The organism is Streptomyces sp. NPDC029674, assembly GCF_044903205.1.
GTDB lineage: Bacteria > Actinomycetota > Actinomycetes > Streptomycetales > Streptomycetaceae > Streptomyces.
In genome coordinates, this window is record NZ_JBJDPY010000006.1 from 64,861 (window position 1) to 80,603 (window position 15,743).

Sequence of the window (15,743 nt, forward strand, 5' to 3'; positions counted from 1 at the left end):
GCTGGACGCGCGACGGCGGCCGGGTCCCTAGCGTGAATCGTGTCCGAGCGGCACACGAGAACGCTTCCCGAGGAGTACTCATGTACGCCAACCGAAAGGCCGCGGCCGTCCTGGCCGCGGGAGCCCTGGCCGCGACCGCCCTCACCGGGGTGGCCGCCACCGCGTCGGCCGCCACCCCTGCCCCCGCCCCCGAGTCGCCGTCCGCCGCGGCCTCCTGCGAATGGTGGGGCGGCATCGGCTGGTACTGCGGCTACGACCTGTTGAACACCTACGCCGACTACGGCGACCGGGGCAAGAAGGTGAAGGAGATTCAGGCGCTGCTCCGCTTCCACTCCGTCTACGTCACCGTCGACGGCATCTTCGGCAAGGACACCCGCGCGGGCGTGAAGAAGTTCCAGCGGTCGTGGGGTCTGAACGACGACGGCATCGTCGGCCCGAAGACGTGGAAGTGGCTGCGGACCGCCGTATGAGAACGGCTGTGCGCCGGGAGCGCCCGGGCGTAAGACTGAGGTCATGACAGAGAACCGCGGCGCGACGACAGCCCGCTGGCAGCCCACTGCCCCCGGCGTTCTCCGGCTGCCCTCCGGGCGGCTGGTCCGGGGGCGGGGGCTGCGGCATCCGTTGCCGGAGGACGGGGACGGGGACGTACCCGGCTTTGGTGTCTATCTCCTCGGCAAGGAGCCGGGGCCCTTTCCCTGGGAACAGGCCTGGCTGCGCTGGCCCGATTTCCGGCTCCCCGCTGACCGTGAGCTCGCGCGGAAGGTGTTGCGCGAGGTGTGGGAGCGGGCCGCCGGGGAGCGGGTGGAGGTCGCGTGCGGGGGTGGGCGCGGTCGGACCGGGACGGCGCTGGCGTGCGTCGCCGTCCTCGACGGGGTGCCCCCGGCGGAGGCCGTCGCGTACGTGCGCGCGCATTACGACCGGCGTGCGGTCGAGACGCCGTGGCAGCGGCGGTACGTCCGCCGGTTCACCCCGTGACGGTCACGCCGGCGCCGTGTGCCGTACCGACGTCAGGCGGTGTACGTCGCGGGCCGTGCCCGTCACGCCGGAGAGGAAGCCCTGGGCGCGCGGGGACGCGGTCTCCGTGAGCCAGGCCGGGTCGATGTCGCAGACCGCCACTTTCACCTCCGTGCCCGCGAGGGCGAGGGGGAGGGTGTGGACGACCGTCGAGGGGAAGCTGAGGATGGTGCGGCCGATGGGGCCCCGGCGGGCGATGAGTTCGAGGGGGAGGTCGGGGCGGACCACCTGGAGGCCCGTCTCGACCGCGAGGCGGTGGAGTTTCTCGGAGCTCTCGCGGCGGTGGGCGAAGTAGCGGTTGGCGCCGTGGGCGTGGGAGAGGGCGCGGACCGCTTCCATGTAGCGGTCGGGGTCGACCACGCCCGTCTCCACCAGTGACGTGCCGACCAGGTCGGCGCCGCGCGTGATGCGGGGCGGGCCGAAGCGTTCCCTGGTCCAGGCGAAGGCGTTGGCGGAGACGGTCACGCCGTCGGGCGCGCTGTCGATCGGCATGGAGGAGAAGACCTCCACCGTGCGCGATCCGCCGGGGGTGAGGCGGCGGCGCGCCGAGGCCGAGACCGGGGCGAAGACCAGGTCGCGGGGGCCGGGGCGGCCGCCCTTGCGGTGCCAGCGCTGCAGGCGTTCGCCCCGGGCCAGCTGGGAGATGAACTCCATCGTGGCCGTGCCGTCGTCGACCACGACCAGGGAGCGGGCCCTGGTGATGGTGAGGAGCAGTTGTACGTAGCGGGAGAACGGGTCGCCGATGACGATCCGGTCGGCCCGGCGCAGGGGGCCTGCCAGGCCCCCGATGGTCTGGAAGGGAGCCGACGCGCCGCCGCGCGCCTCCTCCCAGCGGACCTCGACGCCCTCGTCGCGTGCGAGCTGCGCCATGCGGCGCAACTGGCCTCGCGTCATGGGGTCGTTCGGGGAGAGGACGACGACGGTGAGGCCCCCGGCCGGGCCGGTCGCGGCCGCGGTGTGCGCCCACTCCAGGACGTTCAGCAGTTGAACAGGGCTCTCCACGAAGGCGAGCGTGGAGAGGGCGGTGGCGCCGCTGGTGTCGGCCGCGCGGCCGGCTCGGGGGCTCATCGTCGTATGTCCGTCTCCCGATAAGAGGCTCAGACCGCGACCGGCTCGGCGTCCGCGGAGGACTCGGCCTCGGCGACGACGCCGGCGACGCGGCGGAGCTTCTTCATGGGGCCGAGCTCCGACTCGTAGACCTTCTTGACGCCGTCGCCGAGGGACGCCTCGATGGTGCGGATGTCGCGGACGAGGCGGGTGAGGCCCTGCGGCTCGACGGAGGCGGCCTGGTCGGAGCCCCACATGGCGCGGTCGAGGGTGATGTGGCGCTCGACGAAGGTGGCGCCGAGGGCGACGGCGGCCAGCGTCGTCTGGAGGCCCGTCTCGTGGCCGGAGTAGCCGATCGGGACGTTCGGGTACTCGGCCTGGAGGGTGTTGATGACGCGGAGGTTGAGCTCCTCGGCCTGCGCCGGGTACGTCGACGTGGCGTGGCACATCAGGATGTTGTCCGAGCCGAGGACCTCGACGGCGTGGCGGATCTGCTTCGGCGTCGACATGCCCGTGGAGAGGATGATCGTGCGGCCCGTGGCGCGCAGGGCGCGGAGCAGCTCGTCGTCGGTGAGGGAGGCGGAGGCGACCTTGTGGGCGGGCAGGTCGAACTTCTCCAGGAAGGCGACGGCCTCGGTGTCCCACGGGGACGCGAACCAGTCGATGCCGCGCTTGGCGCAGTGCTCGCTGATGGCCTGGTACTCGGCCTCGCCGAACTCCACGCGGTGGCGGTAGTCGATGTACGTCATGCGGCCCCAGGGGGTGTCGCGCTCGATGTCCCACTGGTCGCGCGGGGTGCAGATCTCCGGGGTGCGCTTCTGGAACTTCACCGCGTCGCAGCCCGCCTCGGCGGCCACGTCGATCAGCTTGAACGCGTTCTCCAGGTCGCCGTTGTGGTTGATGCCGATCTCGCCGGTGATGTACACGGGCTGACCGGGACCGGCCGTCTTCGAACCGAAGCGGCGGAGACGGGAGTTGGCGCCGATGGAGGTGATGTTGCTCATGGTGGGAACAGTCCTTAATTGTGGAGGGAGTCGAGAGAGGGGCCGAGGATCCAGGTGGCGATCTCTCGGATCGCGCCTTCACCGCCGGGGACGGTGGTGACCGCGCGTGCGGCGCCGCGTACGACGTCGTGGGCGCTCGCGACCGCCACGGGCCAGCCCACGAGGGCGAAGCACGGGAGGTCATTGACGTCGTTGCCGACGTAGAGCACGCGCTCGGGAGCGATGCCCTGTTCCTCGCACCACTGCTTCAGTGCGAGGTCCTTGCGGTCGATGCCGTGCAGGACGGGAAGCTTGAGCTTCCTGGCGCGCGCGGCGACGACCGGGTTCTGTTCCGTGGACAGGATCAGCATGTGCAGGCCGCTCCTGCGGAGGGCCGCGATGCCGAGGCCGTCCCCGCGGTGCACGGAGACGAACTCCCGTCCTTCGGAGTCGATCAGCACCCTGTCGTCGGTCTGGGTGCCGTCGAAGTCGAGGACGACCGCGTCGATGTCGGCGGCGGTCGGGAGGGCGGCCTCGTCCCCGGGACGGGCCGCGTCGAAGAGGGGGGCCAGCGCGCGGGCGCGGGCGAGGTCGTGCGGGTCGTCGACCTCAAGGACGCGCGCGGGGTCGGTGCGGACGGGCTCTGTGCGGCCGAAGAAGCGGTGCTTCTCGGTGCGGAAGCCCGCCGCGTCCATCGCGTAGGCGGCGCCGGTCTCCAGGAGGTCCTGGGGGCGGTCCTGGCGGCGCGGGCGGAACGACTTGTCGTGGTTGACGCCGTAACCGCCGCCCGTGCGGGTGGAGTTGGCGAGCGTCGCCGTGCCGCCGAGTGAGTCGGTGCGCTGCGCGGGGACGTCGGCGGGTCCGGTGGAACGGTCCGCGTCGTCGGCCGCGTCGCGCCAGATGAAGCCGTGGAACGGCGCCACCGTGACGGCCGTGTCGGCGCCGTGTTCGGCGACGGCCGACGCCACCCCGTCGATGTCCTCGTGGGTGAGGAAGGGGCTGGTGCACTGCACGAGCAGGACGACGTCGACGGGCGTGCCGTGCAGCTCCTCGTGGGCGTCCATCGCGTGCAGCACGGCGGCCTCGCTGGTCGCGGTGTCCCCGGCGATCGCGACGGGGCGCAGGACCACTTCGGCGCCGGCGGCGCGGGCGGTCTCGGCGATCACGTGGTCGTCGGTGGAGACGACGACGTCGGTGACCAGCCGGGCGGCGAGGCACTGGCGGACGGCGCGGGCCACCAGCGGCACGCCGCCGACCGGGGCGAGGTTCTTGGCGGGCACGCCCTTGGAGCCGCCGCGGGCGGGGATGACGGCGAGCACGCGGCGGGCCGGTGCGCTCGCGGGGTCGGAGTGGGGCATGGGGGCTCCTTGGAAGGGGTGGGTGCTCACGGCTCGCCCGGGACTCACGGCTCGCCCGGGGTTCACAGCTCGCCCATCCGCCGGATGACGGGGGCCACGCGCTGCACTCCGTGGCGGTAGGCGCCGCGGGCCGCGCGGCGCACGATCTGCCGTACGGGACCCGGGTCCTTGTCGGCCGCGGGGGCGCCCGGCAGCGGGGCGCCGTCGGGGCCGAGGTGGTGGCGGGCGAGGATGCCGGGCAGATAGCCCCGGGCGGTGCTGAGGCTGTAGTAGGGCTGGATGGGCGGCAGCGCGCCGGCGGCCGCGTCGGCGAGCAGGGAGTCGACACGCTCACGTGCCGCGTCGAAGGCCTTCTCGTACGCCCCGTCGGCGGCGACGCCCTGCCGGGCCAGCCACCGCTCGTCGGGCTCGGGCAGGTGGCCCGCGTCCAGCTGGTCCCAGGAGGCGAGGCAGCCGGAGCCGGTGAAGTGGTGGTTGCCGAGCGCCTCGCGCACCCCGAGGTCGGTGAGGACGGCGGTGGGGATGCGGCGGTGCAGGGATTCGAGCGCGGCCGTGGAGCTGACGGTGACCAGCAGGTCGGTGCGGTCGAGGACCTCGCCCATGTGCCCGTAGACGAGGCGGCAGTTGGCGGGCAGGCCGCCCTCGATGCGCTGCGCCAGCTTCTGGTAGGGCAGCTCCTCGATGTGCGTGGTGTGCTCACCGGGCTTGCTGCGCAGCTTGAGCAGGACCTCGCGGTCGGGATGCAGCCGGGCGTGCTCGGCGAGGCGGCGCAGCAGGTAAGTGCGGTGTGCGGCGGTCTCGGGGACGGAGGGCTGGGCGGCGAAGACGACGGTGTACGGGTCCTGCTTCGCGTCCGTGCCGTTCTTCTCGTACGGCTTCTCGTACGGGGCTCCGCCGAGGAACGGCAGCGCGGCCTCCGTCACCGCGGACGCGTCGGCGCCCACTCCTTCGTACACCGCGCGGAAGCGCTCCGCGTCCTGGCGGGAGTTGGCGAGGACGACGTCCGCGCCGTGCCGCAGGAGGAGGCCGTCGGCGAGCTTCTCGTAGACGACGCCGACGTAGCCGGTGACGACGACGGGCCGCTTCCTGGTGGCGCCGGTGAGCAGGGCGTCCTGTGCGACGCGGGCGAGCCCGTGCAGCACCGCCTGGACCGCGCCGCCCACCAGGGCGAGCACGATCACGTCGGGCGCTTCCCGCTCCGTCTCGCGCAGGAACTCGACGGCGGTGACCTCGCGCAGTGAGTCCGCGCGCACGCCCACCTCGTCGAGCTGCCGGGGGGTGGGAGTGGCCCGGCCGCGGAGCAGGTACCCGCTGAGCCGGTGGCCTTCGGGATCACGGCCCTCGGGATCACGGCCCTTGGGATCATGACCGCCGGGCCGGCTGTCCGATACGATGCGGTTCGCGGTGAGCGCGCCCCATTTCCATCGCGTATCGGAGTCGGCGAGCACGGCGACCCGCAGCGGGTTTCGATGACTTCCTTGCACGTCCCAGACGCTAGGAAGGCATTTCGATTCGCGGCCCAACTCAGGTGCAACAAACGGTTAACAGCACGCCGACGAATGGCGAATCGGCCCCGGAAAAGCCCGCGGGGCAGCCAGGTTAACCATTCCGCCACGCGTCGTTCACCTGGCATACCGCTGCGGGTCGACCCGAATGACGGGCCGACACCTAACGTCACCCACGTGGTTAAGCTCTCCGTCATCGTGCCGTTCTACAACGTGCAGCAATACGCGCCCGACACCTTGAGGAGTCTGCGTGCGAACGCACGTGACGACTTCGAATTCATTCTCGTCGACGACTGCTCGCGCGACGAGACTCCGGACATCCTGGAGCGTGCGGCGCGCGAGCTTCCCGGCGCCGTTCTCCTCAGACATGAGACGAACGGCGGTCTCGCGACCGCCCGCAACACGGGCCTCGACGCGGCGCGTGGCGAGTACCTCACCTTCCTGGACGGTGACGACTGGCTCGCGCCCGGCTATTTCTCCCAACTCGTCGATGCCATCGAGCAGTTGGGCTGCGACTTCGTGCGCACCGACCATGTGCAGTGCACCGCGCGGGCCCGCACCGTGCACCGTGTGCCGCACGGCAGGCGCGGCGTCGTGCTCAATCCGCGCGACGTGATACTGCCCGCCGACCGGTCGACGTCCGTCGACTACGCGTACGCGTGGGCGGGCATCTACCACCGCAGGCTCGCCGACGCGGGGCTGCTGCACTTCACCGACGGGCTGCGCACCGCCGAGGACCGGCCCTGGATCTGGCGGCTGCACCGCGAGGCGGAATCCTTCGCCGCGGTCGGTCTTCTCGGGGTGTTCTACCGGCGTGGCGTCGCCTCTTCGCTGACGCAGATCGGCGACGTACGCCAGCTCGATTTCATCAAGGCATTCGACCAGGTCGTACGGGAAACAGCGGCGGACCGGGACGCGGCCGAACTCCTGCCGAAAGCCGTGCGCACCTACTGCGCGATCATCTCCCACCATTTGGGATCCATCGAAAGGTTCGAGCCATCCGTGGCGCGCAAATTGAAGTCAATGAGTGCGGCCGCGCTGAAGCGGATGCCGCAGGGCGTTCTCGACGACGCGCTCGACTCCATGGACGTCCAGCGGGCGACCCGGCTGCGCAGGCTGCGCCGGCGTCCGGCGTCGGCGGAGGTGGCGGCCTGATGGCGGCGCCCCGTACGACACAGATCTTCATGGCGTCCACGCTGTACGGCGTCGCCACGCTCGCCGCCGCCCTGGACGCCGGCCGTTTCGGCCCCGCCGACCGCCGCATCCTCCTCGTCAGCAACAACGCGGCGACGCCCGAGACGACGACGTCCCTCGACGGGATGCCGGGGTTCGAGCGGCTGCGCGGCCGGTTCGACGAGGTGCGCTCCTGGAACGAGACCATCGCCCCCTTCCACCCGGGCGGCTGGGCCCCGCGCGGCGACGACGTCGTGCTGTGGGAGCGCTACGTCCGGCTGCTCTGGGGCCTCGGTGACGACGCCGTCGAGCTGGCCGTCGAGTCCATCCAGGTCAACCCCGCGCTCGCCCTCGCGCAGATCTTCACCGGCGTCCCCGTCGACGTCTACGCCGACGGCCTGATGAGCTACGGCCCGACCCGCAACAAGCTCGACCCGCTGATCGGCACCCGCATCCGGCGCCTGCTGCACCTGGACCTCGTGCCGGGACTCGCCCCGCTGCTCCTCACCGAGTTCGGGGTGGAGCCGGAGATCGTACCGACCGAGGCGTTCCTGAAGGTGCTCGGTGAACTGGGCGCCGGGGAAACGGAGCTGCCCGAGATCGACTCCCCCGCCCTCGTCCTCGGCCAGTACCTCTCCGCCCTCTCCATCCTCACCCCCGAGGAAGAGGAGGAGCTGCACATCCGCATGGTGCGCGGCGCGGCCCAACTGGGCCATACGCGTGTGGTGTTCAAGCCCCACCCCACCGCGCCCGCCCGCTGGTCGCGCGCGCTGGAGAAGGAGGCGCAGGCGATCGGCGTCGAGCTGACGGTGCTCGACACCCCGGTGCTCGCCGAGGTCCTCTACCAGCGGATGCGGCCCGCGCTCGTCGTCGGCTGCTTCTCCACCGCGCTGATCACGGCGTCCGCGCTGTACGGCCTGCCCGCCGCCCGCACCGGCACCGACCTGCTCCTGGAGCGCCTCGCGCCCTACCAGAACAGCAACCGCGTCCCGGTCACCATCGTCGACGCGCTGCTGCCCGAGCTCACCGACCGCGCGGCGGTCACCGACCGGGAACCGGGGACCGGCACCGGCGAGCTGACGAGCCTCCTCAAGGCCGTCGGCTTCGCGATGCAGCCGCAGATCTACCCCCGGCTCCGCCCCGACGCCGAGCGCTACCTCGCGCGGAACCTCTCCGCCGCCACCTGGCGCTACTTCAAGCGGCGCCGCCTCACCGCGCTCGCGCTGCCCGGCGCCGTCCCCTCGCAGCTGGCGTTCATCCCGCGCAACGCGGCCGTCCGCCGCGTCGCCCGCCGCGCACGTTCCGTACAGCGCTCGCTCAAGCGGACCGCGCTCGGATGACCTCTCCCGACCTCACGCTCCCGAAGCTCTCACCGGGGGCGGAGCCCGCCACGCCGCACGCCCTCCCGGCGCCGCGGCCGGCCCGCCGGAAACCCCGGCTGCGCGCGCTCGACGGGTTGCGCCTTGTCGCCGCGCTCATGGTCGCCGCCTACCACTACGGCGGCCGCGACGGCGAGATAACCGAGGCCTGGGGCAGCTCGCCGAAGCAGCAGTTCCCGACGGCCAGTGAGTGGTTCGCCTACGGCTGCCTGGGCGTCCAGATCTTCTTCGTGATCAGCGGCTTCGTCATCTGCATGAGCGGCTGGGGCAGGCCCCTGCGCTCGTTCTTCGCCTCCCGGGCGTCCCGGCTCCTGCCCGCGTACTGGGCGGCGATCGTCCTGGTGACGGCCGTCTTCGCGCTGCCCGCCGTCGCGTACGAGGCAGTCTCGCCCAGTGACGCGCTGGTCAACCTCACCATGCTCCAGCAGCCGCTCGGCGCGGACCGGGTGCTCGGCGTGTGCTGGACGCTCTGGGCCGAGCTGCGCTTCTACGCGCTGTTCGCGCTGTGTGTCGTCATGCCGGGCGCGACCCGCGCGCGCGTGGTGCTGTTCTGCGCGGTGTGGACCCTGTCCGCAGCCGTCGCGGAGGCCGCGGACGAGCCGCTGCTCGACCTGGTCCTGATGCCGGAGTACGCGCCGTTCTTCGTCGGCGGCATCGGCATCTACCTCATCCACCGCGATCGCCGCGACCTCACGGCATGGGGCATCACGGGCGTGAGCTGGCTGATCGGCCAGCACTACGCGGTCCAGGGGCTGTGGCACGCGCCGAACCCGGACTTCTTCTCGTACCGCTCCTCGGCCGTGATCATGGCGGTGGTGACGGCGGGCTTCGCGGCGGTGCTGCTGATCGCGCTCGGGCACCTGCACTGGGCGAACTGGCGCTGGCTGACGGTGGCCGGCGCGCTGACGTACCCCTTCTACCTGGTGCACGAGCACCTGGGCTGGGTGACGGTGGAGGTGCTGCACCGCCATCTGGGACTGTCGTCGTACGCGACGTTCGGTCTGACGATCGCCGCGATGCTGGCCCTCGCGTGGCTCCTGAACCGTTACGTGGAGGAGCGGCTGACGCCCCTGATCCGCACGGGCCTCAACCGGAGCCTCACTCCCCGGAAGTGACGAGGGTCGCGCCGATCCCCGCCACGATCGTGGCGAGCCCCTCCTCGAAGCCGCGGTCGTGCGAGCGGAACATCTCTTCGCCCGCCGCCGCGGCCAGCGGGTACGCGGCGAGGCGCTCGGCACGCGCCACGAGGTCGTAGCCGTCCTCGTCGCGGCCGGGCGCCGGACCCGTCGACTGCTCCTCGATGACGTACCCGATCGTGTAGTTGTACGCGGTGAACCAGGCGCGCGCGGCCGGTCCCGGCGCGAACCCCGCTTCGGCGAGCACCCGCAGATGGGCCTCCAGCGGCGCCGCGTACGACAGGTCCGTGTACCGCGTACCGCTGAACACCTTCGCGCCGTCGCGGTAGTGCAGCAGGTGCTCGCGCAGGCCCCGCATCGCGGCGGTGAGCGCCACCCGCCAGTCGGCGTCCGGCGAGGACAGGAAGCCCTCGGCCATCCGCCGCATCATCTCGGTCGCCATCTCGTCGAGCAGCGCCTGTTTGTCCTTGAAGTGCCAGTACAGGGCGGGTGCCTTCACGTCGAGGCGCTGGGCGATGGCGCGCAGGGTGAGCCCTTCGAGCCCCGTCTCGTTCAGCAGGTCGAGCGCGGTGCGCGCCACTCGGGTCCGGTCCAGCTTCGTCGTAGCCACCTTGACAATTTAACACCGTTAAGCGCAAGCTCGTCGGCATGGCACTTAACAACGTTAAGGAAACCGGTACGACCGACGTGCTCGTCGTGGGCGCGGGCCCCACCGGGCTCGCCCTCGCCTGCGACCTGGCGCGGCACGGCGTGCCCGCCCTCGTCGTCGAGCGCGAACCCGCCCTGTTCCCCGGCTCCCGCGGCAAGGGCCTGCAACCCCGCACCATGGAGGTCTTCGACGACCTCGGCGTGATCGGCGCGGTCCTCGCGTCGGGCGGCCCCATTCCCGTCGGGATGGTGTGGCGGGACGGCGAGCGGCAGGGCGAGCACCGGATGTTCGACGAACCCGAGCCGACGGAGACCGCCCCGTACACCACGCCGTGGATGCTCCCCCAGTGGCGCACCCAGGAAATCCTGCTGGCGCGCCTGCGGGAGCTCGGCGGCGATGTCGCCTTCGGCACGGGGGTGACGGAGCTGACCCAGGATGCCGACGGGGTCACCGTCCGGCTGTCGACGGGCGCGGTGGTACGGGCCGCGTACGCGGTCGCGGCGGACGGCGGCCGCTCCACCCTGCGCGGGGCGCTGGGCATCGCGATGACGGGCGAGACCGTCGACCCGAACCCGGTCCTGGTCGCGGACGTCCGCGTCCCCGCGCTCGACCGCGACAACTGGCACATGTTCCCGGCCGCCGACGACACGGGCCTCTACACGGCGATCTGCCCGCTGCCCGGCACCGGGGACTTCCAGCTGACCGCCCAGTTCCCCGCCGGAGCGACACCCGACCTCTCCGCGCGCGGTGTACGCGAGCTCGTCGCCGCCCGGACGCACCTGAGCGCCGACGACGTGACCGAGGTCCGCTGGTCCTCGGACTTCCGGCCGCGCGCGGCGCTGGCGGACCGCTTCCGCGAGGGCCGCGTCCTCCTCGCCGGGGACGCGGCGCACATCCACTCGCCCGCGGGCGGCCAGGGCCTCAACACCAGCGTCCAGGACGCCTACAACCTGGGCTGGAAGCTCGGCGCGGTGCTCCGGCGCGGCGCCCCCGAGTCGCTCCTCGACACGTACGAGGAGGAGCGGCGGCCCAACGCCGCGCGGATGCTGGGCCTCTCCACCCGCATCCACCGCGGCGAAGAGCGGCGCGGGGCGGCCACCCGGCAGCTCGGCATCGGCTACCGCGACGCGTCACTGGCGGTGGAGACGCGCGAGAGCCTGCCGGAGGACGCGCTGCGGGCGGGCGACCGGGCGCCGGACGGGCCGTGCGGCTCCGGGACCCTGTTCGACGTGTTCCGCGGCCCGCACTGGACGCTGCTCGCGGTGGGCACGGACACGGAACTGCCGCCGATGGACGGGGAGTTGGTGCGCGTCATGGACATCCCCGCCTACGAGCCGTACGGCAAGGGCCTCTTCCTGGTCCGCCCGGACGGGTACGTGGGCTGGGCGGGCACGGACGCGCGGGACGGCCTCACGGCGTATCTGAGGCGGTGCGGTGCGGTGGCGGCTTCGGGGGTGACCGACTCGGGGACGGCTTCGGGGGTTGACCTCAAGCATGCTTGAGCTTCTACGTTCAAGCACATGACAACTTTCGCTTACTCGCACAGCGACCAGGACCTCGTCGACCAGCCCGTCGGCTACTGGAGTTCGGCCGCGGGCGCCGCCGTCGTCAACCACATCCGCACCATGCTCGCCGAGATGGGTCTCACCCAGCCCCAGTGGTGGACCCTCAGCCAGCTCGTGCCGGCACCGGACGGCCGCCCCCGGGACGAGGTCGTGTCGGCCCTGAAGGGCTACCTGGAGATCGGCGAGGGCGTCCTCGACCACAACATCAGCGCCCTGCACGACCGCGGCCTCATCACCGAGGGTCCCGCGGGCCGCATCGCCCTCACGGAGGAGGGCCGCGCGCTCCAGGCCCGCGTCGCCGAGCGCCAGCAGGCGGTGCGCGCGGAGATCCACGAGGGCATCACCGACGAGGACTACGTCCGCACGCTGAAGGTGCTCCAGCGGATGATCCACAACGTGGGCGGCTCGGCCTGGCACCACTGACCGGCCGACCGCCGGCCGTCGGCGTCGGCCGGGTCACACGCTGCTGACCGACAGCTTCACCGCGAAACCGAGGAACAGCGCGCCCGCCGCCGAGGTGGCCCCGGCCGAGAGCCGCCTGCGGCGGCGGAAGGCGGCCGCGAGCCGGGTGCCGCTGAAGATCAGGGCCGTCAGGTAGAGGAAGCTCGCCAGCTGGGCCAGGACGCCGAGCACGACGAAGGACAGCGCGGGATAGGCGTAACCGGGATCGACGAACTGCACGAAGAAGGCGATGAAGAACAGGATCGCCTTGGGGTTGAGCAGGCTGATCACGAAGGCCCTGCGGAACGGCCGCTCCCCCGGCCCCGCCGCCGGGTCGTCCGCCGCCCGGCCCCCGTCCGCCGCCTGCTCCCGCCGCGACCGCCACATGCCCCACGCCGCCCGCAGCATGCCGACCGCCAGCCAGGTCAGGTACCCGGCGCCCGCGTACTTCACGATCCCGAAGAGCACGGCGTTGGCCTGCAGCAGCGAGGCCACGCCGGCCGCCGACAGCGTCATCAGGACGGTGTCGCCGCACCAGACGCCGGCGGCCGCGGTGTAGCCGGTGCGCACGCCGCGACGGGCGGCGACCGAGAGCACGTACAGCGAGTTCGGCCCCGGCAGCAGAATGATCAGGGCGAGGCCCGCGAGGTAGGTCGGGAGGTCGGTGATACCCAGCATGCCGGGAGTGTCGCACGGGAGTGCGACATGGGGACACGGGTTTCCGAGTGACGGACGGGACCGCCCCGTGGCGTCGCGGGCGCAGGGGCGCGTACGGGCTCAGAGGGGCTCAGAACGCGTCCGTCGGGACGTACGCCCCCCACACCTCCCGCAGCGCGTCGCACACCTCGCCCACGGTGGCCCGCGCCCGCAGCGCCTCCTTCATCGGGTACAGCACATTGGCGCCCGTCCCCTTCGCCGCCTCCTGGAGCGCGGCGAGGGCGGCGCCCACCGCCGCCCCGTCCCGCTCCGCGCGGAGCCGGGCCAGCCGGGCGGCCTGCCGTTCCTCGATCGCGGGATCGACGCGCAGCGGCTCGTACGGCTCCTCCTCGTCGATCCGGAAGCGGTTGACGCCGACCACGACGCGCTCCCCGCTCTCCGTCTCCTGCGCGATGCGGTAGGCGTTGCGCTCGATCTCGCCCTTCTGGAAGCCCTGCTCGATGGCGTGCACGGCACCGCCGAGGTCCTCGACGCGCCGCATCAGGGCGAGCGCCGCCTCCTCCACGTCGTCGGTCATGCTCTCCACGACGTACGACCCGGCGAAGGGGTCGACGGTCGCCGCCACGTCCGTCTCGTACGCGAGGACCTGCTGGGTGCGCAGGGCGAGGCGGGCCGACTTGTCGGTGGGCAGGGCGATGGCCTCGTCGAAGGAGTTGGTGTGCAGCGACTGGGTGCCGCCGAGGACCGCGCCGAGGCCCTGGACGGCGACCCGGACGAGGTTCACCTCGGGCTGCTGGGCGGTGAGCTGGACGCCCGCCGTCTGCGTGTGGAAGCGGAGCATCAGGGACTTCGGGTTCCGCGCGCCGAACTCCTCCCGCATCACGCGGGCCCAGATGCGCCTGGCCGCACGGAACTTGGCGACCTCCTCCAGGATCGTCGTACGCGCCACGAAGAAGAAGGAGAGGCGCGGCGCGAAGTCGTCCACGTCCATGCCCGCGGCGACCGCCGTACGGACGTACTCGATGCCGTCGGCCAGCGTGAAGGCGATCTCCTGCACGGGCGAGGCGCCCGCCTCGGCCATGTGGTAGCCGGAGATGGAGATGGTGTTCCACTTCGGGATCTCGGCCCGGCAGTACCGGAAGGTGTCCGCGACGAGCCGCAGGGACGGCTGCGGCGGGAAGATGTACGTGCCGCGCGCGATGTACTCCTTGAGCACGTCGTTCTGGACCGTGCCCGTCAGCTCGCCGGCCGGCACGCCCTGCTCCTCGGCGACGAGCTGGTAGAGGAGGAGCAGCAGCGCGGCGGGGGCGTTGATCGTCATCGACGTGGAGACCTTGTCCAGCGGGATGCCGCCGAACAGGACGCGCATGTCGTCGATGGAGTCGATGGCCACGCCGACCTTGCCGACCTCGCCGCTCGCGATCGGGGCGTCGGAGTCGTGGCCCATCTGCGTCGGCAGGTCGAAGGCGACGGAGAGGCCGGTCGTGCCGTGCTCGATCAGCTGCCGGTAGCGGGCGTTGGACTCGGCGGCGGTCCCGAAGCCCGCGTACTGGCGCATCGTCCAGGGGCGGCCGGTGTACATCGTGGGGTAGACGCCGCGCGTGTAGGGGTACGCGCCGGGGGCGCCGAGCTTCTCCGCCGGGTCCCAGCCCGACAGGGAATCGGGGCCGTACACGGGTTCGATGGGCAGTCCTGACTCCGACTCGTGTGTCATGCCTCCAGCTTGCGCCCGCGCACGGGAGGCGTCACTCGCGGCAAACCGGGAAACACTTCCAGAAGTGTGGTCGGAGTTGTCCAGGGGTGTCGTCTACGGGCGCGGGGGCGTGATGGGCAGGGGCGCGATATCGGTGGGGGCCGTGGCGGTACTGGTGCTGACGGCGGGGTGCAAGGCGGTCGCGGTGGACACGGAGGGGGCGCCGGGCGGCGGGGACGGCGGACCGGGGAAGGCGACGGCAGGGCATCCGACGCGGCCTCCTGCGTCACAGGCACCTCCCGCGTCACCCACACCCCATAAGCCTCCCGCGTCACGCACGCCTCCCCCGGTGCCGCCCGCCCCTGCGAAGATTCTCATGCGGATGGGCGACAGCTCCGGGCAGGTGCGGGAACTGCAGGCCAGGCTGCGGCAGATCGCCTGGCTCCACGTGAACCCGTCGGGGACGTACGGGGCCGCCACCACGAGCGCGGTCAAGGGCTTCCAGGCCAAGCGCGGGCTGCCCCGCACGGGCGCCACGGACACCGTCACCTGGCAGCGGCTGCTCGCCATGACGCGCGAGCCGACGCGGCACGAGCTGTACTCGGGCGGCGGCATCCCGGCGGCCGCGCCGGACAGGCGGTGTCTGACCGGCCGGGTCCTGTGCATCGCCAAGAGCAGTCGCACGCTGACGTGGATGATCGACGGCAGGGCGGTGTCGACGATGGACGTCCGCTTCGGCTCGCAGTACACGCCGACCCGCGAGGGTGCCTTCACCGTCTACTGGAAGTCCCGGCACCACGTCTCGACGCTCTACGACACGGCCATGCCGTACGCCATGTTCTTCAGCGGCGGCCAGGCCGTCCACTACTCGTCGGACTTCGCGGCCACGGGGTACACGGGCGCGTCGCACGGCTGCGTGAACGTCCGGGACGAGGGGAAGATCGCGAGCCTGTTCGCGCAGGTACGGAACGGCGACCGCGTCGTCATCTACAAGTGACGCGAGCCCGACGAACGTCTGCGATCCGGAAAAGCGGCGGGGGGGGGGGGGGGGGGGGGCGCGGCGCCCCCCCCCCCGGCCCCGCGCCCGGGGGGGGGGGGGGGCCCCCCCCCCGGGGGGCGGGCCCCTGGCACGCGGGGGGAGTC

15 protein-coding genes are annotated in these 15,743 nt (G+C 72.3%); 8 read left to right on the forward strand and 7 right to left on the reverse strand.

Translation table 11 applies throughout. From position 1 onward, the window contains the following. The first annotated feature begins 80 nt into the window (after positions 1–80). Positions 81–470, forward strand: a complete 390-nt coding sequence (locus ACI2L3_RS15910; RefSeq protein WP_404752970.1) for a peptidoglycan-binding protein — start codon at positions 81–83, stop codon at positions 468–470. Between the two features lie 43 nt (positions 471–513). After that, positions 514–975, forward strand: coding sequence for a protein phosphatase (locus tag ACI2L3_RS15915; RefSeq protein ID WP_404752971.1), 462 nt, complete (start codon positions 514–516; stop codon positions 973–975). Positions 976–978: 3 nt separating this feature from the next. On the opposite strand, the gene ACI2L3_RS15920 is transcribed toward ACI2L3_RS15915, so the two are convergent. From ACI2L3_RS15920 to ACI2L3_RS15935, 4 genes are all read right to left on the reverse strand, one after another. Next, on the reverse strand, positions 979–2,082 hold the full coding sequence (locus ACI2L3_RS15920; RefSeq protein ID WP_404752972.1) for a hypothetical protein: 1,104 nt from the start codon (positions 2,080–2,082) through the stop codon (positions 979–981). A gap of 29 nt (positions 2,083–2,111) precedes the next feature. After that, positions 2,112–3,065: an N-acetylneuraminate synthase family protein gene (locus ACI2L3_RS15925; RefSeq protein ID WP_404752973.1), complete on the reverse strand. Its 954-nt coding sequence runs from the start codon at positions 3,063–3,065 to the stop codon at positions 2,112–2,114. A gap of 14 nt (positions 3,066–3,079) precedes the next feature. Further along, complete coding sequence (locus ACI2L3_RS15930; RefSeq protein ID WP_404752974.1) at positions 3,080–4,402, reverse strand: cytidylyltransferase domain-containing protein; 1,323 nt, start codon at positions 4,400–4,402, stop codon at positions 3,080–3,082. 62 nt (positions 4,403–4,464) lie between these two features. After that, positions 4,465–5,886 (reverse strand): DUF6716 putative glycosyltransferase, encoded by a 1,422-nt coding sequence (locus tag ACI2L3_RS15935; RefSeq protein WP_404752975.1) that lies wholly within the window; start codon positions 5,884–5,886, stop codon positions 4,465–4,467. A 198-nt stretch (positions 5,887–6,084) separates the two neighbouring features. Between ACI2L3_RS15935 and ACI2L3_RS15940 the strand changes: the two genes are divergently transcribed. Genes ACI2L3_RS15940 through ACI2L3_RS15950 form a run of 3 tightly spaced genes read left to right on the forward strand, consistent with a single transcriptional unit; the run spans position 6,085 to position 9,574 of the window. Then, positions 6,085–7,062: a glycosyltransferase family 2 protein gene (locus ACI2L3_RS15940; RefSeq protein WP_404752976.1), complete on the forward strand. Its 978-nt coding sequence runs from the start codon at positions 6,085–6,087 to the stop codon at positions 7,060–7,062. Continuing rightward, the gene (locus ACI2L3_RS15945; protein WP_404752977.1) at positions 7,062–8,420 is read left to right on the forward strand and encodes an alpha-2,8-polysialyltransferase family protein; all 1,359 of its coding nucleotides are present in this window, start codon (positions 7,062–7,064) and stop codon (positions 8,418–8,420) included. Before ACI2L3_RS15940 ends, ACI2L3_RS15945 begins: the two co-directional genes overlap by 1 nt. After that, positions 8,417–9,574 (forward strand): acyltransferase family protein, encoded by a 1,158-nt coding sequence (locus ACI2L3_RS15950; protein ID WP_404752978.1) that lies wholly within the window; start codon positions 8,417–8,419, stop codon positions 9,572–9,574. The genes ACI2L3_RS15945 and ACI2L3_RS15950 overlap by 4 nt, the downstream gene beginning before the upstream one ends. Here the strand turns inward: ACI2L3_RS15950 and ACI2L3_RS15955 are convergent. Beyond that, positions 9,558–10,214, reverse strand: coding sequence for a TetR/AcrR family transcriptional regulator C-terminal domain-containing protein (locus tag ACI2L3_RS15955; protein WP_404753301.1), 657 nt, complete (start codon positions 10,212–10,214; stop codon positions 9,558–9,560). The genes ACI2L3_RS15950 and ACI2L3_RS15955 overlap by 17 nt on opposite strands. 29 nt (positions 10,215–10,243) lie before the next feature. Between ACI2L3_RS15955 and ACI2L3_RS15960 the strand changes: the two genes are divergently transcribed. Together ACI2L3_RS15960 and ACI2L3_RS15965 are read left to right on the forward strand one after the other, a co-directional pair. Further along, complete coding sequence (locus tag ACI2L3_RS15960) at positions 10,244–11,746, forward strand: FAD-dependent monooxygenase (RefSeq protein WP_404752979.1); 1,503 nt, start codon at positions 10,244–10,246, stop codon at positions 11,744–11,746. A gap of 18 nt (positions 11,747–11,764) precedes the next feature. Next, positions 11,765–12,232: a MarR family winged helix-turn-helix transcriptional regulator gene (locus ACI2L3_RS15965; protein WP_404752980.1), complete on the forward strand. Its 468-nt coding sequence runs from the start codon at positions 11,765–11,767 to the stop codon at positions 12,230–12,232. A gap of 33 nt (positions 12,233–12,265) precedes the next feature. On the opposite strand, the gene leuE is transcribed toward ACI2L3_RS15965, so the two are convergent. Then, positions 12,266–12,928: a leucine efflux protein LeuE gene (gene leuE, locus ACI2L3_RS15970; protein WP_404752981.1), complete on the reverse strand. Its 663-nt coding sequence runs from the start codon at positions 12,926–12,928 to the stop codon at positions 12,266–12,268. Between the two features lie 109 nt (positions 12,929–13,037). Beyond that, a complete protein-coding gene (locus tag ACI2L3_RS15975; RefSeq protein ID WP_404752982.1) occupies positions 13,038–14,621 on the reverse strand; it encodes a methylmalonyl-CoA mutase in 1,584 nt (527 codons plus the stop codon). 112 nt (positions 14,622–14,733) lie between these two features. Between ACI2L3_RS15975 and ACI2L3_RS15980 the strand changes: the two genes are divergently transcribed. Then, the gene (locus ACI2L3_RS15980) at positions 14,734–15,597 is read left to right on the forward strand and encodes a L,D-transpeptidase family protein (RefSeq protein ID WP_404753302.1); all 864 of its coding nucleotides are present in this window, start codon (positions 14,734–14,736) and stop codon (positions 15,595–15,597) included. Positions 15,598–15,743 lie beyond the last annotated feature (146 nt).